The 18789-nt window shown below is 69.6% G+C and carries 15 protein-coding genes; 11 read left to right on the forward strand and 4 right to left on the reverse strand.

Annotated features, from left to right (window positions below; all coding sequences use genetic code 11):
• Nucleotides 1-138: 138 nt before the first annotated feature.
• On the reverse strand, nt 139-918 hold the full coding sequence (lexA, locus tag OO70_RS29910) for a transcriptional repressor LexA (protein WP_043677921.1): 780 nt from the start codon (nt 916-918) through the stop codon (nt 139-141).
• Nucleotides 919-1482: 564 nt separating this feature from the next.
• Between lexA and nrdR the strand changes: the two genes are divergently transcribed.
• The 3 genes from nrdR to OO70_RS29925 all read left to right on the forward strand — a co-directional run bounded on the left by nrdR (nt 1483) and on the right by OO70_RS29925 (nt 5960).
• Nucleotides 1483-2034: a transcriptional regulator NrdR gene (gene nrdR, locus OO70_RS29915; RefSeq protein ID WP_043677922.1), complete on the forward strand. Its 552-nt coding sequence runs from the start codon at nt 1483-1485 to the stop codon at nt 2032-2034.
• A 165-nt stretch (nt 2035-2199) separates the two neighbouring features.
• Nucleotides 2200-5094, forward strand: coding sequence for a vitamin B12-dependent ribonucleotide reductase (locus tag OO70_RS29920; RefSeq protein ID WP_043677924.1), 2895 nt, complete (start codon nt 2200-2202; stop codon nt 5092-5094).
• Nucleotides 5095-5264: 170 nt separating this feature from the next.
• The gene (locus OO70_RS29925; protein ID WP_043677927.1) at nt 5265-5960 is read left to right on the forward strand and encodes a DUF6215 domain-containing protein; all 696 of its coding nucleotides are present in this window, start codon (nt 5265-5267) and stop codon (nt 5958-5960) included.
• 19 nt (nt 5961-5979) lie between these two features.
• Here the strand turns inward: OO70_RS29925 and OO70_RS29930 are convergent, their stop codons facing one another.
• Nucleotides 5980-6513 carry a TerD family protein gene (locus OO70_RS29930; protein WP_043678555.1) on the reverse strand — a complete coding sequence of 178 codons (534 nt, stop codon included), beginning with the start codon at nt 6511-6513 and terminating at the stop codon, nt 5980-5982.
• A 155-nt stretch (nt 6514-6668) separates the two neighbouring features.
• On the opposite strand from OO70_RS29930, the gene OO70_RS29935 reads away from it, so the two are divergent.
• From OO70_RS29935 to OO70_RS29945, 3 genes are all read left to right on the forward strand, one after another.
• Complete coding sequence (locus OO70_RS29935) at nt 6669-7274, forward strand: YdbC family protein (RefSeq protein ID WP_043677929.1); 606 nt, start codon at nt 6669-6671, stop codon at nt 7272-7274.
• 140 nt (nt 7275-7414) lie between these two features.
• Nucleotides 7415-8074, forward strand: a complete 660-nt coding sequence (locus OO70_RS29940; protein WP_043677931.1) for a histidine phosphatase family protein — start codon at nt 7415-7417, stop codon at nt 8072-8074.
• A gap of 11 nt (nt 8075-8085) precedes the next feature.
• Nucleotides 8086-9027 (forward strand): ADP-ribosylglycohydrolase family protein, encoded by a 942-nt coding sequence (locus tag OO70_RS29945; RefSeq protein WP_051741733.1) that lies wholly within the window; start codon nt 8086-8088, stop codon nt 9025-9027.
• A 214-nt stretch (nt 9028-9241) separates the two neighbouring features.
• On the opposite strand, the gene OO70_RS29950 is transcribed toward OO70_RS29945, so the two are convergent.
• Nucleotides 9242-10789 carry an MFS transporter gene (locus OO70_RS29950; protein ID WP_043677933.1) on the reverse strand — a complete coding sequence of 516 codons (1548 nt, stop codon included), beginning with the start codon at nt 10787-10789 and terminating at the stop codon, nt 9242-9244.
• 186 nt (nt 10790-10975) lie between these two features.
• Between OO70_RS29950 and OO70_RS29955 the strand changes: the two genes are divergently transcribed.
• The 3 genes from OO70_RS29955 to OO70_RS29965 all read left to right on the forward strand — a co-directional run bounded on the left by OO70_RS29955 (nt 10976) and on the right by OO70_RS29965 (nt 13093).
• The gene (locus tag OO70_RS29955; protein ID WP_043677935.1) at nt 10976-11599 is read left to right on the forward strand and encodes a TetR/AcrR family transcriptional regulator; all 624 of its coding nucleotides are present in this window, start codon (nt 10976-10978) and stop codon (nt 11597-11599) included.
• An 82-nt stretch (nt 11600-11681) separates the two neighbouring features.
• Nucleotides 11682-12383 (forward strand): ribonuclease HII, encoded by a 702-nt coding sequence (locus OO70_RS29960; RefSeq protein ID WP_043677936.1) that lies wholly within the window; start codon nt 11682-11684, stop codon nt 12381-12383.
• A 68-nt stretch (nt 12384-12451) separates the two neighbouring features.
• On the forward strand, nt 12452-13093 hold the full coding sequence (locus tag OO70_RS29965; protein ID WP_078651607.1) for a hypothetical protein: 642 nt from the start codon (nt 12452-12454) through the stop codon (nt 13091-13093).
• Nucleotides 13094-13353: 260 nt separating this feature from the next.
• On the opposite strand, the gene OO70_RS29970 is transcribed toward OO70_RS29965, so the two are convergent.
• Nucleotides 13354-13989 (reverse strand): hypothetical protein, encoded by a 636-nt coding sequence (locus tag OO70_RS29970; protein ID WP_043677937.1) that lies wholly within the window; start codon nt 13987-13989, stop codon nt 13354-13356.
• A 368-nt stretch (nt 13990-14357) separates the two neighbouring features.
• Here OO70_RS29970 and OO70_RS29975 point away from each other — a divergent pair, with 368 nt between their 5' ends.
• Together OO70_RS29975 and OO70_RS29980 are read left to right on the forward strand one after the other, a co-directional pair.
• Nucleotides 14358-16517, forward strand: a complete 2160-nt coding sequence (locus OO70_RS29975) for a RecQ family ATP-dependent DNA helicase (RefSeq protein ID WP_043677939.1) — start codon at nt 14358-14360, stop codon at nt 16515-16517.
• Between the two features lie 140 nt (nt 16518-16657).
• Nucleotides 16658-18166, forward strand: a complete 1509-nt coding sequence (locus tag OO70_RS29980; RefSeq protein WP_043677942.1) for a DUF4192 domain-containing protein — start codon at nt 16658-16660, stop codon at nt 18164-18166.
• The last annotated feature ends 623 nt before the right edge of the window (nt 18167-18789 follow it).

Consider the following 18789-nt stretch of genomic DNA (forward strand, 5'->3'; position numbering starts at 1 on the left):
GACGACCGGCCGCACACCGGGGCCGCCCGGGCAACCGGTCCTCACCGGGGCCCGGACAGCACAGGACCCCGGAACCGGCGCAGGGGTCCCGGGGTCCGGTCAGGGGGCGGGGCCGAAGGGACCCGCCCGCCGCAGCCGTCACACGCGCCGCAGCACTGCCACCACCTTGCCGAGGATCGTCGCGTCGTCGCCCGGGATCGGCTCGTACGCCGAGTTGTGCGGGAGGAGCCAGACGTGGCCGTCCTCGCGCTTGAAGCGCTTGACGGTGGCCTCGCCCTCCAGCATGGCGGCCACGATGTCGCCGTTCTCGGCGACCGGCTGGCGGCGCACGGTGACCCAGTCGCCGTCACAGATCGCGGCCTCGATCATCGAGTCACCGACGACCTTGAGGACGAACAGCTCACCGTCACCGACCAGTTGGCGGGGGAGGGGGAAGACGTCCTCGACCGACTCCTCGGCGAGGATCGGGCCACCGGCGGCGATACGGCCCACCAGCGGGACGTACGACGCGGCCGGCTTGCCCGCGGTGTCCGTGGGCTGCGCCGACGAGGACTGGTCGGAGCCGCGGACCTCGTACGCGCGCGGGCGGTGCGGGTCGCGGCGCAGGAAGCCCTTGCGCTCCAGTGCCATCAGCTGGTGTGCGACCGAGGACGTGCTGGACAGGCCGACGGCCTGGCCGATCTCGCGCATCGACGGCGGGTAGCCCCGTCGCTGCACCGAGTCCCTGATGACCTCGATCACCCGGCGCTGCCGATCCGTGAGCCCCGAGCTGTCCGCCCGGATGCCGGGAGGTCGGCCTGGGAGGGAACGCTTGTGTCCCTCGGGATTCGCGGCTTCGTTCATTGCATGCACCGGCTCGAGTCGGCCCTGGGAGCGATCCTGGGCAGTGATGGTGGCACTGTCTGCGGTGGTGGTCACGTCGGCCCCTCTCGATGGTCTCCCTGCTGGACAACGGTAGTTGCTTTCGAAAGGTTGCGCCAAACACACGTTCGAGTGAAAAATCGCGGATAGCCCGCCGCGATCATGTGCCTGGGTGTATGGCTGACGCTTCACCTGGTGGACGAAGAGCCCATCGCTGCCCTCTTCGCCGCCCGGATGGTGACCTTGTAGGTTGTCGCCTCAGTCTGCCACCCGGTGTCCCGGCAGGCGGGGGCCGGTCCCGTTCTGTGCGGGAGCCCCACGCCTCCTCCGTGCCGCGCTCACGGTATCTCCGTAAGTGCCCTGGCGGTACGGCTGTGCGCCCGCGTGTTCGGGGTGACGGTATGGCCGTATGGCACATGCCAATACGGGTGCGACACGCGCGTACGGCGTGTTTGTGTGAGCCAATCACCACATCTAGTGGTTGGATTGCGACAGCAGCCCAGAAGTTGTGGTCCCCCGGGTCTCCAGAGTCTCGGTCATCCCCTATGCTTGGGGCTGCTTCGAGAGGCCCGAGGGGTCTCCCGAGGCTATTGAGTCTGCTGTGAGGGAGGGTCGGAGATCATGCACTGCCCCTTCTGTAGGCACCCCGACAGCCGTGTCGTCGACAGCCGTACGACCGACGACGGCACGTCGATCCGCCGGCGCCGCCAGTGCCCTGACTGCTCCCGTCGTTTCACGACCGTGGAGACGTGCTCGCTCATGGTGGTCAAGCGGTCCGGAGTCACCGAGCCTTTCAGCCGTACCAAGGTCATCAACGGTGTGCGCAAGGCATGCCAGGGACGGCCTGTCACCGAGGACGCACTCGCCCAGCTCGGCCAGCGGGTCGAAGAAGCGGTGCGCGCCACCGGAAGTGCCGAACTGACCACCCATGACGTCGGGCTGGCCATACTCGGCCCGTTGCAGGAGCTCGACCTCGTCGCCTATCTGCGATTCGCCTCCGTCTACCGGGCGTTCAACTCGCTCGAGGACTTCGAGGCCGCGATCGTGGAACTTCGGGAAGCGACGCCAGGCCCCGCCGCGGACGACGAAGACGCGGGATCGGGGAGCCAGGAAGACGACGGCGGGCCCGGAGGGACTGTTCAGGTCCCGGTGCCCGCCCACTCCGCCGACTGACCGGCGGGCCGGAACCGGGCGGAGACCCCGGATCCGGCCGGACGGCGGCGGACCAGGACTTGTCGCGGAGCCATGAGCGTGTGGGCTGCCGTGACACCAGACAAACACTCTGCCACGGGAACATCGTGGCATTTCAGGGCGTTTTTGCCTGTACAGGGAGGCGGCATGACAGAGACGGCGAGCGGTCCGGCACGAGGTTCCCGCGCGAAGGGCACCAAGACCACCAAGGGACTGCGCATCGAGCGTATTCACACCACCCCCGGCGTGCATCCGTACGAAGAGGTGGAGTGGGAGCGTCGTGACGTCGTCATGACCAACTGGCGCGACGGCTCGGTCAATTTCGAGCAGCGTGGCGTCGAGTTCCCCGCCGAATGGGCGGTGAACGCGGTCAACATCGTCACCAGCAAGTACTTCCGCGGTGCCGTGGGCACCCCGCAGCGCGAGGTGAGCCTCAAGCAGCTCATCGACCGCATCGTGAAGACGTATCGGAAGGCCGGCGAGGACCACAAGTACTTCGCCTCGCCCGCCGACGCCGAGATCTTCGAGCACGAGCTGGCGTACGCCCTCCTGCACCAGGTCTTCAGCTTCAACAGCCCCGTCTGGTTCAACGTCGGGACTCCGCAGCCCCAGCAGGTCTCGGCCTGCTTCATCCTGGCCGTCGACGACTCCATGGAGTCGATCCTCGACTGGTACAAGGAAGAGGGCATGATCTTCAAGGGCGGTTCGGGCGCGGGCCTGAACCTGTCCCGCATCCGCTCCTCCAAGGAACTGCTCTCCTCCGGTGGCAACGCCTCGGGGCCGGTCTCCTTCATGCGCGGCGCCGACGCCTCCGCGGGCACCATCAAGTCCGGCGGCGCCACCCGCCGCGCGGCCAAGATGGTCATCCTGGACGTCGACCACCCCGACATCGAGGACTTCATCCAGACCAAGGTCAAGGAAGAAGAGAAGATCCGCGCGCTGCGTGACGCGGGCTTCGACATGGACCTCGGCGGCGACGACATCACGTCGGTGCAGTACCAGAACGCCAACAACTCGGTCCGCGTGAACGACACGTTCATGAAGGCCGTCGAGAACGGCGACAAGTTCGGCCTGACGTCCCGCATGACCGGCGAGGTCATCGAGGAGGTCGACGCCAAGGAGCTCTTCCGCAAGATGGCCGAGGCCGCCTGGGCCTGCGCCGACCCGGGCATCCAGTACGACGACACCATCAACCAGTGGCACACGTGCCCGGAGTCCGGCCGTATCAACGGCTCGAACCCGTGCAGCGAGTACATGCACCTGGACAACACGTCGTGCAACCTCGCCTCGCTGAACCTGATGAAGTTCCTCAAGGACGACGGCAAGGGCCTCCAGTCCTTCGAGGTCGAGCGCTTCGCCAAGGTCGTCGAGCTCGTCATCACCGCGATGGACATCTCCATCTGCTTCGCGGACTTCCCGACGCAGAAGATCGGCGAGAACACGCGCGCGTTCCGCCAGCTCGGCATCGGCTACGCCAACCTCGGCGCCCTGTTGATGGCGACGGGCCACGCGTACGACTCCGACGGCGGCCGTGCCCTCGCGGGTGCCATCACCTCCCTGATGACCGGCACGTCGTACAAGCGCTCCGCCGAACTCGCCGCGGTCGTCGGCCCGTACGACGGCTACGCCCGCAACGAGCAGCCGCACCTGCGTGTCATGAAGCAGCACGCCGACGCCAACGCCGTGGCCCCGCGCACGGACGACCTGGACACGCCCATCTGGGCCGCGGCCACGGAGTCCTGGCAGGACGTGCTGCGCCTCGGTGAGAAGAACGGTTTCCGTAACTCGCAGGCGTCCGTCATCGCCCCGACCGGCACCATCGGTCTCGCGATGTCCTGCGACACCACCGGCCTCGAGCCCGACCTCGCCCTGGTCAAGTTCAAGAAGCTGGTCGGCGGCGGCTCGATGCAGATCGTCAACGGCACCGTCCCGCAGGCCCTGCGTCGCATGGGCTACCAGGAGGAGCAGATCGAGGCGATCGTCGCCCACATCGCCGACAACGGCAATGTGATCGACGCCCCGGGTCTCAAGCAGGAGCACTACGAGGTGTTCGACTGCGCCATGGGCGAGCGCTCCATCTCCGCGATGGGCCACGTCCGCATGATGGCCGCCATCCAGCCCTGGATCTCCGGCGCGCTGTCCAAGACGGTCAACCTGCCGGAGACGGCGACCGTCGAGGACGTCGAAGAGGTCTACTTCGAGGCCTGGAAGATGGGCGTCAAGGCGCTCGCGATCTACCGCGACAACTGCAAGGTCGGCCAGCCCCTCTCCGCGAAGACCAAGGAGAAGGAGAAGGTCGAGGTCACCGCCAAGGCCGAGGAGACCATCCGGACCGCGGTCGAGAAGGTCGTCGAGTACCGCCCCGTCCGCAAGCGTCTCCCCAAGGGCCGCCCGGGCATCACGACCTCCTTCACGGTCGGCGGCGCCGAGGGCTACATGACCGCCAACTCCTACCCGGACGACGGTCTCGGCGAGGTCTTCCTGAAGATGTCCAAGCAGGGCTCCACCCTCGCGGGCATGATGGACGCCTTCTCGATCGCCGTCTCCGTGGGTCTGCAGTACGGCGTGCCCCTGGAGACGTACGTCTCCAAGTTCACGAACATGCGCTTCGAGCCGGCCGGCATGACGGACGACCCGGATGTGCGGATGGCGCAGTCGATCGTCGACTACATCTTCCGCCGCCTGGCGCTCGACTTCCTGCCCTTCGAGACGCGCTCCGCGCTCGGCATCCACTCCGCGGACGAGCGTCAGCGTCACCTGGAGACCGGTTCGTACGAGCCGACGGAGGAAGAGGTCGACGTAGAGGGCCTGGCCCAGTCGGCGCCGCGCGCCCAGGAGTTGAAGGCCGTGGCCACCCCGAAGGCCGTGGTCGAGGCGGCCACGCCCGTTCCGCTCCAGGCGCACACCAGCGCCGAACTGGTGGAGATGCAGCTCGGCATCCAGGCCGACGCCCCGCTGTGCTTCTCCTGCGGTACGAAGATGCAGCGGGCCGGTTCCTGCTACATCTGCGAGGGGTGCGGGTCGACCAGCGGCTGCAGCTGATCAACTGCATCTGCCTGAAGTGAACTAGCTGGTCAGGGCGGCGGAGTCGGTATCAGGACTCCGCCGCCCTCGGCATGTCCCGGTCCGGGGCGAATCCGGTTTCCCAGCGGAACGATCAGCGGTTAATCTCCCTCGACGCACATAGCGTGCGTACAGGGGAGGGTGGGGGCATGGTCGACGATTCCGTCGAACCCGAAAGAGGGATGAGGGCGGGGGCCCAGGCAGTCGCGGCGGTGGTGGTGGTCGGTGGCGTCGTGGGCGGTATGTGGGGACTTGGGGAAGTCCTGCCCAAGACGGCGGCACAGGACAACAAACCGGCGACCTGCTCGGCGAGCACGGACAACACCCTGCCGGCGAAGTACGTTTCACCGACGAAGCTCTGCGCGGCGTTGAACCGCGCGGACCTTCCGGTGCTCCTGGGGACTCCGGACGAACACGCGGAGACCGCCTCGGGCAGCTCGGGCTGGATGACGCTCGCCGGCGGCACCAAGATCGCCAGCCCCGACGCCGACGTCGACCTGAGGACCTACTCCGTGCGGCTGTCGGCGTCCTACGACGACATTCCCGTCGCCGAGGCGGCCCGATACGTGGACTCGACCTCGCAGGTGAAGAAGGTCCTGGGGCACCCGGCCGTTCTCTACTCGGACCAGACCGTCGCCATCAGCTTCAACCTCGGCGGCGGCAAGGCCAGTACGGGCCCCGGCGGCATCGCCCGCAGCCTGCTGGTCTCCACGAGCGCGAAGGACGGCGGCGACTCCTTCGAGATATCCATCTGGCGTCAGGACGACGTGCCGCCCGATGACGAGGCGCTGTTCCGCATCGCCGAGGCGGTGCTGCCGACGGTCCCGGGCTGGACCGCCGGCTGACCAGCTGTCCGGGACGGGGTCAGGGCTGCTGCGCCCTGCCCATCGTCCTGGTGAAGGTCGCGGGGTCGTCCTCGAAGCCCTGGATACCGGGATGGAAGTCCCAGCTTCCGGACGCGTCCCGGACGAACTCCCCGACCGTCGCCGCCGTCGCACCGAGGACGTCACCGAAGTCGTCCTCGGTGAGGACGGTGTACCCCTCACGGATGCGCAGCTTCGGGTTCAGGACGTTGACGAACGTACGGTGGGCGACCCGCTGTTGGATGACGACACCGACCACCACGCGCGCGTACCGCTCGGAGAGCCGGTCGAGCTCCAGGGTCATGACCTCGTCCCAGCCGAAGCCCTTGCCGTCCTTGCTGTCCCGGTTGAGATAGATGGTGCCGTCGGGTGAGCGGCTGTCGAAGTGCACCGCGTACGCGGGAGCGCCGTACAGATCGCCCGCCACATACGTGGTGGCGACGATGTCCAGATCGACGGGCGGCTGCCCGGTGGGACTCGGATCCCACTGGAGCCCGACTTCGGCCTTGCGAATCCCCTTGTTGAGGCCGTTCACCACAGTTCCCCTTCCCCGTTCGCCTCGATCGCGCGCCCCAACTGCCGGGCGATCAGCGTTCGTTGTCCATCGTGCCACGCGCGCGGGGGCGCATGCGCCGACGATCTCAGCCGGAGCGTGACCGGCGCCACGCTCCGTGGCCTTACGATGGCGCGGTGCTGGTCAAGTGGATTCGCTGCACCGTGATAGACCGCCGTGGCTTCGAGCGCGGGCAGCGAAAGTGGGCGGGGCTTCTGGGTGAGCCGGGATTTCGGGGACAGGGGGGAGGCTGGAGCAGAGCGCGGCCAGGAGTGGCACACATCTTCGCGTTCTGGGAAAGCCGTGCCTTCTACGACTCCTTCATGGCCCGATCCCACGACCGTCTGGCGTCGGCCCAGGCGGGCACCTTCAAGGACACGCAGGTCAAACTGTTCGACCACCGTTTCGACGTGAAGACCGGCTTCGAACCCCGCTTCACCGACGCCGACCTGGTGCGGGTGGCGCTGTGCCGTGTCCACGAGGAGCGCGCCGAGCACTTCACGCTGATGCAGGAGAAGGTCTGGAATCCCGCGATGGCCGGTTCCCCGGGCATGCTCAGGGGGCTGTTCGGCGAGGCCCCGGGACACGAGTTCATGGTGCTCTCGATGTGGCACTCGGCCGCCGAGCACGGCAAGTACCGCACCGAGCGGGTGGAGCGGCTCGCCCTGCGGGCCCAGATCGAGGCGGACGTCGCGTCCCTCACGGGCGACATCGTGCAGCTCGAACCGAGCTGGACAGTTTGATATCCGGACTGACGCCGTCGACGTCCCGGTGTGTGAATCGTGCGCCCCTATGTGGCCCATCGGGCAGAATTCGTGTGACCTACGCCGTATGGAGCCCGTACGACTGCTCGATATGCCGTCACTCGATCTAGGGTTTTGGCATGGCACGACCACGGCGCATCGTCCTTGTCCGGCACGGCGAGTCAACGGGCAATGTTGATGACACTGTGTACGAGCGTGAACCCGACCATTCCCTGGCGCTGACCGACCAGGGCTGGCGACAGGCAGAGGAGACCGGCAAGCGGTTGCGGGAGGTGTTCGGCCGCGAGCGCATCAGCGTGTACGTCTCCCCGTACCGCCGTACGCACGAGACCTTCCGTGCCTTCCACCTGGACCCCGACCTCGTGCGCGTGCGCGAGGAACCCCGGCTGCGGGAACAGGACTGGGGGAACTGGCAGGACCGCGACGACGTACGCCTCCAGAAGGCGTACCGGGACGCGTACGGGCACTTCTTCTACCGCTTCGCCCAGGGCGAGTCCGGCGCCGACGTCTACGACCGCGTCGGCGGCTTCCTGGAGAGCCTGTACCGCAGCTTCGAGGCGCCCGACCACCCGCCGAACGTCCTCCTGGTGACGCACGGCCTGGCGATGCGACTGTTCTGCATGCGCTGGTTCCACTGGACGGTCGCGGAGTTCGAGTCGCTGTCGAATCCGGGGAACGCCGAGATGCGGATGCTCGTTCTCGGAGACGACGGCCGTTACGCGCTGGACCGGCCGTTCGACAGTTGGCGGGACCCGGAGCCGTACGGGATCAGTGGATAGGGTGCGGAGCGATGACCGTTGACTCCTCTCCCGACTCTCCTCACTCTCCAGATTCTGACGACTCTCTCGATGCGCGCCTGGGCCGCGCCCTGGCCAGCCTGCGAGGGCTGGCGGTGGGCGACGCGCTGGGCTCGCAGTTCTTCGTGCCCGCGAACTACGCGCTGCTCAAGGACCGTGAGCTGCCCCCGGCTCCCTGGCAGTGGACGGACGACACGGAGATGGCCTGCTCCGTGGTCGCGGTCCTGGCTGCCCACCACCGCATCGACCAGGACGCCCTGGCCCGTTCCTTCGCCGCGCGCCACGACTTCGACCGCGGCTACGGCCCCGCGGTCAACCGGCTGTTGCGCCTCGTCCGGGAGGGCGGCGACTGGCGTGAGCTGTCCGCCGCGCTCTTCAACGGACAGGGATCGTGGGGCAACGGCGCGGCGATGCGGATCGCACCCCTGGGCGCCTGGTACGCGGACGACCCCGAGCAGGCGACCCACCAGGCGGAGATCTCGGCCTACCCCACGCACCAGCACCGTGAGGCCGTGGTCGGCGCCATGGCAGTCGCCGCGGCCGCCGCGCTGGCCGCGTCCCCCGACGGCCCGCCCAGCGCCGAGGCACTCCTCGACGGCGTCATCGCCCTCGTACCGAAGAGCGCCGTCGGCGCGGGACTGCGGCGCGCCCGCGACATGCTCGACTACGCCGATGCCGGCACCGTCGCGGCCGTACTGGGCTGCGGACGTCGTACGACAGCTCACGACACGGTTCCCTTCGCGCTCTGGTCGGCCGCCCGCGGGCTCAGCGGCTACGAGCAGGCGTTCTGGGCCACGTCCCAGGTCGGCGGGGACGTGGACACCACGTGCGCCATCGTGGGCGGCGTGATCGCCGGCGGGAAGGCGGGGGCGCCGCCCGCCGAGTGGGTGGAGCGGACGGAGGCGCTGCCGGACTGGGTGCCGACGTCCGTCTGACGCCTTCAACTCCTTGCCCGGCAGCCCCGCCCGCACGCGATCAGAACTCTCTGTGCCTGTTGGGAACTCTCCGTGACCGCCCGGCCGTTGTCCCGGCAGTTGCTGTGTGACACATGAGTCCACACGGCAGAGGGGACGCGACAGTTGTAGGGGGTGGGTGGTCATGAGGTTTTCGTCGGTGCCGGTCGGCCGGGCCCGGAGCGGGCCCGACCGGTCAGGCGATCCCCGGACCCGCCGTGCCCGCGAGGGCATCGAGGTCGCTCTTGCGGACCCGGATCACGAACCAGGCGGTGACCAGGGCGAGTACGGCCATCGCGGCGGCCGGGATGAAGGCCGTGGAGATGCCGTGCGCGAGCACCTCGTGTCCCCAGGGCGCGGGCAGCTGGTGCGACTTGGCGAACTCGGCCTTCTGCTCGGCCGAACCGTGGGCGAGGAACTTCGGCAGCTGCTTCTTCGCCTCGTCCCTGCTGGCCGAGCCGAACACCGTGGTCAGGATGGACAGACCGAGCGAACCGCCCACCTGCTGCATGGCGTTGAGCAGCGCGGAGGCCGCGCCCGCCTCGTGCTGGGCGACACCGGAGACGGCGGTCACCGTCAGCGTCACGAAGTTCAGGCCCATGCCGAAGCCGAACACCAGCATGGGGCCGAGCACTCCGTCGACGTACGAACTGTCCGAGCTGATGAGGGTCTGCCAGGCCAGCCCGATCACCGCGAGCGTCGAGCCGACGAGCATGAACGGCCGCGGCCCGAACCTCGGCAGGAACTGCTGGGACAGGCCCGCCCCGGCCGCGATCACGACCGTCACCGGAAGGAAGGCGAGACCCGCCTGGATCGGGCTGTACCCCAGCACGTTCTGCACGAAGAGCACGATGTAGAAGAACATGCCGAACATCGCGGCGGCCAGGCTCAGCATGATCACGTACGTGCCCGAGCGGTTGCGGTCGGCGAACATCCTGAGCGGAGTGATCGGCTCCTTGGCCCGCGACTCGGTGATCGCGAAGGCCATCAACAGGACGATCGCCGCGACGAAGGACCCGATGGTGAGGCTGTCGCTCCACCCCTTGTCCGCCGCGCGGATGAAGCCGTAGACGAGGGACGCCATGCCCGCCGTCGAGGTCAATGCGCCCGCGATGTCGAAGCGGCCGGTGTGCCGTTCGGACTCGCTGATGTACAGCGGGGTGAGCACGGCGATCAGCAGGCCGATCGGCACGTTCACGAAGAGCACCCAGCGCCAGTCGAGCCACTCGGTGAGCATGCCGCCCGCGAGCAGACCGATCGCGCCGCCGCCCGCCGAGACCGCGGCGAAGACTCCGAACGCCCTGTTCCGCTCCGGGCCTTCGGGGAAGGTGGTGGTGATGAGCGCCAGCGAGGTGGGCGACGCGATCGCGCCACCCACACCCTGAAGGACGCGCGCGGCCAGCAACTGCCAGGGTTCCTGGGCGAGTCCGCCGAGCAGGGAGGCGAAGGTGAAGAGCAGGATGCCGGTCGTGAACACCCGGCGCCGGCCGAGGATGTCGCCGGCCCGGCCGCCGAGAAGCAGCAGGCCGCCGAAGGTGAGCGTGTAGGCGCTGACGACCCACGTGAGGTCGGTCGTGCTGAAGCTGAGTGCGGCTTGAATATGCGGGAGGGCGATGTTCACAATCGTCGCGTCGAGTACCACCATGAGTTGGCAGGCCGCGATGACCGCGAGCGCGATGCCGGGATGCCCCTCCCGGCGGGCCGCTCCTGGCTTTGGGTTCTTCGTCAACTGAGAGGTTGTCACTATGGGTCCCCCACAAGTGTGTTAGTGAACGCTCGCGTTCACTGCCGCGTCAACGGTAGTGAGTCCCCAACAGTGAACGCAAGCGTTCACTTAACTCGCCTTCGTGTGGCGCGTCCCCGTCGCTGCCGCGTGACGCATCCCCGATCCCCGGAATTCCCCATTCCACTGCTCGCTGGAGAGACTCAGATGGTTACTTCGGGCTGGACGGCCGCCCCCGCTCAGACGGCCTCCCTCCGTCGCCGCGGCGCCGTGCTCGAACGCGCGATCCTGGACGCCGCACTGGAACAACTCAGTACGGTCGGATGGAACGCCCTCACGATGGAAGGCGTCGCCGCCGGCGCCCAGACGGGCAAGGCCGCGGTCTACCGGCGCTGGTCCTCGAAGGAGGACCTCGTCGCGGACGCGTTGCAGGCCGGACTGCCGCGCCTGGACGACGCGCCCGACCTGGGAAACGTGCGCGAGGATCTGCTGGCGCTGTGCACGCAGGCGCGTGACGCGATGTTCTCGCGCCCCGGATTCGCCCTGCGCGCGGTGATTCACGAATGCGACACCGTGCAGGCGGAGCGCTTCCACGGCGTGATCTTCGAAGGGGTCGTGGAGCCGACGATCCGACTGCTCCGCGAGGCGATCGACCGTGGAATAGAGCGAGGCGAGGTCCGCTCCGACGCGTCCAACAGCTATGTCATCGACGCCATTCCGGCGATGATGATGTACCGCTCGAAGATGTGCGGCAGTGAATGGAGAGACGTCGACATCGAGGAGATGATCGACCAGTTGATGCTTCCGCTGCTCCGGCCCGACGGTGCCTGAAGCCTGAACGGCGTGGTCGGGGAGGCGCTTGGGGAAACCTGGGTGTCGCAGGGGGTTCCGGGCGGCGTAGTCTGAGGACGCCATGCCGTACGAACCACCCACTCACGCCGTCGAGCGCTCACTCCGCGCCACGACCGGAGCCAAGGTCATTGCCGGCGTCGACGAGGTGGGGCGCGGCGCGTGGGCCGGCCCCGTCACCGTCTGCGCGGCGGTCACCGGACTGCGCCGACCCCCCGAAGGCCTCACCGACTCCAAGCTCATCGCGGTGAGACGACGCACCGAACTCGCCGAAGAACTCCGCAAGTGGGTCACCGCGTACGCCCTGGGGCACGCATCCCATGAGGAGATCGACGACCTGGGGATGACGGCCGCGCTCCGGCTCGCCGCGGTACGGGCCCTTGAGGCCTTGCCGGTTCGCCCCGACGCGGTCATCCTCGATGGGAAGCACGATTACCTGGGGGCTCCTTGGCGGGTCCGTACGGTGATCAAGGGCGACCAGTCGTGTGTGGCGGTCGCGGCCGCTTCGGTGATCGCCAAGGTTCAGCGCGACAAAATGATGGCCGAACTGGGCATCGACCATGCAGACTTCGCTTTTGCGGCCAACGCCGGGTATCCGTCACCCGTGCACAAGGCCGCGCTGGAGGAGCGGGGCCCCACCCCGTACCACCGGTTGTCGTGGGCGTATCTTGATGCGCTGCCCCAGTGGCGGCACCTCAAGAAGGCCCGCAGCTGGGTGGAGGGAACCGTTCCGAAGATCGAGGGCCAGCTCGGCTTCGACTTCTGACCGTTCCACTCGCACTCATGTGCCACCCGCTGGCGCGAGCCGCACCAACGTTTGATAAAAATCAGCTCATGCCTCTCATTCCCGAGGAGCCTCAGATTCACGAGAGTGCCCAGGGTCCCCGCGCCACTCCGGCCAGCGGCCGCGTCGCGCCGACCCCCCGCCCTGTACCCGGTCCCCGCCCCGCGGCTCCGTCGCGTCCCGGTCGCCCCGGCCCCCTGCGGCCCACGGCGCCGGCGCAACGCACGCCGCGTGACGTGGCCGTGGCCAAGCCCGGACCCTCGGGTCCGGCTGCTCCCACCGCCTCCGACACCGCTGTGGCGACTCCGCAGATCCAGCTGGTCCCGGCCTCGGCCGAGGGCGCGCTGGACGCCGCCGAGGAAGCCGTCGACCTGCTCCTGGAGTCGGGCCGTACCCCTGGTGACGTGCTGGTGATCACCACCGGCGAACCTCACCCGTGGGCCGCCCACGAACTGTCCTTCGGTGAAGCGTCCTACTGGGCGCAGCACGACGCGCGCGACGACGTCTTCTACGCGGACGCCGCCGTCGCGGGCCGGGCTACGTCCCGTCCCGTCGTCGTGGTCGCCGTCAACGGAGGCCCCGCCGCCGTTGCCGCCACCGCTCTGCCGCTGGCCCTCGGCCGGGCCGGCGCCCTGCTGATCGTCTGCGGCGACCCGCAGCAGATCAACTCGGTGCTGGGCGCGGGCGTTTGAGCCGTCTCCGGAACTCCCGGAGGGCGACGGCGGTGGTGTGAACGCCGTCGCGGTGGTCTGTGCACGGTGGGACGTTCGGCATGCCCGGATTACCGGTCGTACGGCCGGCGAAGCGTGCCCTCCGCGGGTGCGCTTCTTCGTGTGCGGTGCGCGTGACCGGGGCGTACGGGACTCTCCACCCGGGGTGGCTCGGCGTCGTACGGCCTCCGTAGTGGCGGGGCGTGGCGTCGCACGGTCCGGGCATGGAGCCCGGACCGGTTTCAGCGGGCCGCGGCGCGGCGCAGGAGCTCGGAGGCGGCGCCGCCGGTGCGGGGCAGCAGGGGTGGTACCTCGGACATGGCGAAAGGTTCCGGCGCGGAGTCCGCGCTGGGCCGTCGGCCGCCGCGCCCCTCGCCGAGCACCTGCCAGCCGTCGCGGGTCAGCGTGATGTACGCCCCGCAGCGCAGCCCGTGCAGCGTGCAGGCGTCACGCAGTCCCCACATCCACGCGCCGTCCTCCTCGGTCCAACGCGCGTCGCCCTCACGGCAGTAGAGCAGCACGGCGGTGCGCACCGGAGTGCGGCGGCGCAGATCGTGCGGGATGACCCGGCGCAGCTGCGCGAGCAGCGCGTTGCGGAACATCCAGCCGTCGGCCGGGGCGGACCGTCGCACGAACGAGGCGCTCGCGAGCAGTCGCTCGTCCGGGTCGAGGACGGCCACGATCGCCGTCGCCGGTCTCGGGCGATGCCGGGAGTGCAGCCCGCTGACGACCTCGCGGGGATTGCGCAGCAACGGGATTCCGGCGGCTGCCCATTCGGAGGGTTCGAGCAGACGGGCGAGAGGGTTGGCGGAAGCGGCGGACAGGTCGGCAGACGTCGACGTGGATGCCGCGGAGGACGGAGCGAATCCGAAGGTCACGGTCCTCCCTTCGGCTACGCGCCCACACTACGGGCGGGGTCGGATTCGGGGGAGCGCACACCGCAGCAGAGCCCTACCGGATCACGGACGAGCCGTGCGGGGAGCGGACTCCAATTCTTCCTGTCGAACTGGGATGCGGCAACGAGCAAATGGGGCCACAGCCCCTTATGTGGCGCTGTGTGGCTTATATCCCTACCCAATGCGTCGCCCGGCGACGCCTGGGACGTTCGCGCACGACACTTTCGTACGCCATCTGTGTGCCGGAGGTCCAGAGGGCGCTGGTCGGCCCCGGTGCGGAACTGGGTTCCGCGCGCTTCGTCACGGCGGTGGATTGGGCCGTTGTCAGTGGCGTGGGGTTGCATGGGGGGATGAGCAACCAGGAGCTGCGCGCAGAAGCCGACGCCATCCTCGCCGAGCTGGTCGGTGATCCGAGCGGTACGGCGCGGCTGCGGGAGGACCAGTGGCAGGCGGTGGCCGCTCTCGTGGAGGAGCGCCGGCGCGCCCTGGTGGTGCAGCGCACCGGCTGGGGCAAGTCGGCGGTGTACTTCGTCGCCACCGCCCTGCTGCGTCGACGTGGCTCAGGCCCCACGGTGATCATCTCGCCGCTGCTGGCCCTGATGCGCAACCAGGTCGAGTCGGCGGCGCGGGCCGGTATCCGGGCGCACACCATCAACTCGGCCAACCCGGAGGAGTGGGACAGCATCTACGGAGAGGTCGAGCGCGGCGAGACCGACGTCCTCCTCGTCAGTCCCGAACGGCTCAATTCCGTCGACTTCCGCGACCAGGTGCTGCCCAAACTCGCGGCCACGACCGGCCTTTTGGTGGTCGACGAGGCGCACTGCATCTCCGACTGGGGACACGACTTCCGCCCCGACTACCGCCGGTTGCGCGCGATGCTGGCCGAACTGCCCGCCGGCGTACCGGTACTGGCCACCACCGCGACCGCCAACGCGCGCGTGACCGCCGATGTGGCCGAGCAGTTGGGCACGGGTGCCGGCGAGGCCCTGGTGCTGCGCGGTCCGCTGGAGCGGGAGAGCCTGCGGCTGGGAGTGGTCCAACTGCCGGATGCCGCGCACCGTTTGGCCTGGCTCGCCGAGCACCTGGACGAGCTGCCCGGCTCGGGGATCATCTACACGCTCACCGTGGCCGCCGCCGAGGAAGCCACCGCCTTTCTGCGCCAACGCGGCTTCAAGGTGGCCTCGTACACCGGGAAGACGGAGAACGCCGACCGTCTCCAAGCCGAGATCGACCTCCAGGAGAACCGGGTCAAGGCCCTGGTCGCCACCTCGGCGCTGGGCATGGGCTACGACAAGCCGGACCTGGGCTTCGTCGTCCACCTCGGCTCACCCTCCTCGCCGATCGCCTACTACCAGCAGGTCGGCCGAGCGGGCCGCGGTGTGGCCCACGCCGACGTGCTGCTCCTGCCCGGCCGCGAGGACGAGGCCATCTGGCGCTACTTCGCCGATACGGCCTTCCCGCCCGAGACCCAGGTCCGGCAGACCCTCTCCGCCCTCGCCGACGCGGGACGACCCCTGTCCGTACCGGCCCTGGAGACGGCGGTGGATCTCCGGCGCAGCCGCCTGGAGACGATGCTGAAGGTCCTGGACGTCGACGGAGCCGTCAAGCGCGTGAAGGGCGGCTGGGCGGCAACCGGAGCCGAGTGGATGTACGACGCCGAGCGGTACGCGTGGGTGGCCAAGCAGCGGGCGACCGAGCAGCAGGCGATGCGCGACTACGTGAGCACGTCCCAGTGCCGGATGGAGTTCCTGCGTCAACAGCTGGACGACGAAGGGGCGGTGCCGTGCGGCCGTTGCGACAACTGTGCGGGCGCCTGGATCGATTCCTCCGTTTCGGCCGAGACGCTGACAGGGGCGACGAAGGAACTGGACCGCCCGGGGGTGGAGGTCGAGCCGCGCCGGATGTGGCCGACCGGGATGCCCGCGCTGGGCGTCGACCTCAAGGGCCGCATCCCGGCCAAGGACCAGTGCTCCACGGGGCGCGCCCTGGGGCGGCTCTCGGACATCGGCTGGGGCAACCGGCTCCGCCCGCTGCTGGCCGAGAACGCGCCTGACGGCCCGGTCCCCGACGACGTCCTGAAGGCCGCGGTGGCGGTCCTCGCCGACTGGGCGCGCTCTCCGGGCGGTTGGGCACCGAACGTCGCGGACGCCTCCGCCCGGCCCGTGGGAGTCGTGGCCGTACCGTCCCTGGCCCGCCCGCAACTGGTCGGCTCCCTCGCCCAGGGCATCGCGACCATCGGCCGCCTGCCCTTCCTGGGCACACTGACGTACACCGGACCGGACGGCACACACGCGGCCCGCCGCAGCAACTCCGCCCAACGTCTCAGGGCCCTGTCCGACGCCTTCGCCGTCTCCGAGGACCTGGCCGGCGCCCTGGCCGCCGCTCCCGGCCCCGTCCTGCTCGTGGACGACTACACCGACTCCGGCTGGACCCTCGCGGTCGCCGCCCGACTGCTTCGCCGGGCAGGGGGCGATCAGGTTCTGCCGCTGGTCCTCGCCGCGGCGGGCTGAGGTTCCTCTGCTGGTGCCTGAGGGCCGACTCCCCGATCGGGCAAGCCGATTGGGCCGTACCGCACCCCATGTGGCGTGTCCCTGACCGGACTTATCCACAGGCTCAAGCGGGATGCCGTGATCCGCGAGATCGTCAACGCATGACGAATCACAGCGAAACGACCGGATCCTCCGAAAACGGCGACATCGACCCCACCGCGTACGACCGACACGGCGCCGAACACCAGGTCACCCTGCGCACCCCGGGCGAACTCGCCGACGCCCTGCCCTATCTGCTCGGGTACCGCCCTGAGGACAGCATCGTCCTCGTCGCCCTGCACGATCGGGCCGGCCGGGGCCGGTTCGGCGGCCGGGCCAGGCTCGGTATCCCCGCCGGCGCGGACGACTGGGCGTCTGTGGCACAGCAGTTGGCCCACGGCCTGGTGACCGGCAGCGAGCGCAGGGGAACCCGGCCCGAGCAGATGATCGCCTACGTCTGTCAGGAACCGTCGCCGGGAGAGTCGGGACGTCAGGTCATGGAACGCCTGCGCCCCCTCGTGCAGAGTCTGCGCAGGGAGTGCGGCCTCCTCGACGTGACGGTGATCGAGGCGATCTGCATCTCGGACGGCCGCTTCTGGTCGTACTGCTGCCCGATCGAGGGATGTTGCCCCGTCGACGGATCCCCGATGGGCCTGCCCGGCACATCCGTGCTCGCCGCCGCAGCGACCTACGCGGGGCTCCAAGTGCGCGGCACACTGCGCGAGTTGCGCACCAGGCTGCTGCCCTGGGAGACGGCTGCCGCACTGGAGCAGGAAGCCGCCCTGGACGCCGCCGGCATGACCGTCGTCCCCAGGATCCTCGACGACGCCGGCCGAGCCGAGGTGGCGCAGGAGACCCTGGACCTCGCCCAGCGGATTCTGGGCCGGTTCGCCGCCGCGCCGCCCGTGTCCGGCGCACTCCCGTCGGACCTGCGCGACGACGAACTGCTCGCCCACGACGAAGCCGCCACGCTGATCCTCGGCCTCCAGGACCGCACGACCCGCGACCGCGCCGCCGAATGGATGGAGGGCGAGGACGCGGTCCCGGCCCTGCGTCTCTGGCGCGCACTGGCCCGCCGCTGCGTCGGCTCGTACGGCGAGCACGCCGCGGCTCCTCTCACCCTCGCCGGTTGGGTCGCCTGGTCGACCGGCGACGACCTGGAGGCCCGGGAGGCCCTGGCCATGGCGCTGGGCGCGGACCCCGGTTACCTGTTCGCCCGCCTCCTGCACCAGGCCTGCAACGAGGGCCTGGATCCGGAGTCCATCCGCCGCTGCCTGCGCGCGGAACGAAAGGACCGCGCGGGAGTTGAAGGGGCGATCGGAGGCGAGGAAGGCTTCGACACTCCCGTGGCGGAGGGCGCGAACGTTCTCGGCGGCGACGGCGCAGCATCGGCGACCCCACCCGCGGCCTCTCGTCGTCGGCGACGCACGCGTACCGCTGACGGAGCCGAGGGCCGACCCCGTCCCGCTGTTGCGGACGGCCGCCGATCGGGGCCGCGCACACCGGCGCAGGGCACCGCACGCCCCGGCAGCACACGTCCGCGCACCTCGGGGAAGGGCGGCTCACGGCGTCACGACACCTGTGCGGAGGGGCCGCTGCCGGGGATCAAGGGCATTGAGGGGGACGGGTGATCAAGAACTGGGGGAGGGGAGGACAACCCTGCTCGTCCGGTGGTCGGCTCCGTGCCTTCGGAGGGTGGTTCCGTCGGGTTGTCGGGGTGCGGGCGGTGACCCCACAAGTGGTCGGCATGCGGCTCGGCACTCCTGACACGGCAGGGCACGCGACCCGAGGAACGGGTGTGCGCGGCCGATGGACCGTGCGCCGAACTGCCGGTGGCCGGGACCGGGGGACTGGCGCCGCCCGGCCGCGTCCCGTGCTGTGCCGGCGGGGGACCGGCGCCGACCGGCCGCCTCCCGCGCCGCGCCGCCATTCGGTCGGCTTCCCCGGCCGAGGGCGTGACCAGGAGGAGCCCGCCTCCGTTCACCTGAGTGGCGGAACGCCTGAACGGGCCGTGTCGCCGCACCGCCCTTGTCCTCCCGGAACCCTCCGTCCGGCGCCGAACACGTCTGAGGCGCAGAGAGCGCAGAAGAAACCGCCCATGTATCCGCCGCCTCCGCCCCCCGCCGAAGACGAGCGCCCTGACTCCGGTGACCCCGAGCCACGCATGCGCCGAAGCACCAGCCCGTCGCCGGGGCCTGACCCGCTCACTCCGGCGGGCGCGGACCAGAACCGACGTCCGTCCGATCCACCGCAG

The sequence above is a fragment of the Streptomyces xylophagus genome (genome assembly GCF_000716435.1).
Classification (GTDB): Bacteria; Actinomycetota; Actinomycetes; order Streptomycetales; family Streptomycetaceae; genus Streptomyces; species Streptomyces xylophagus.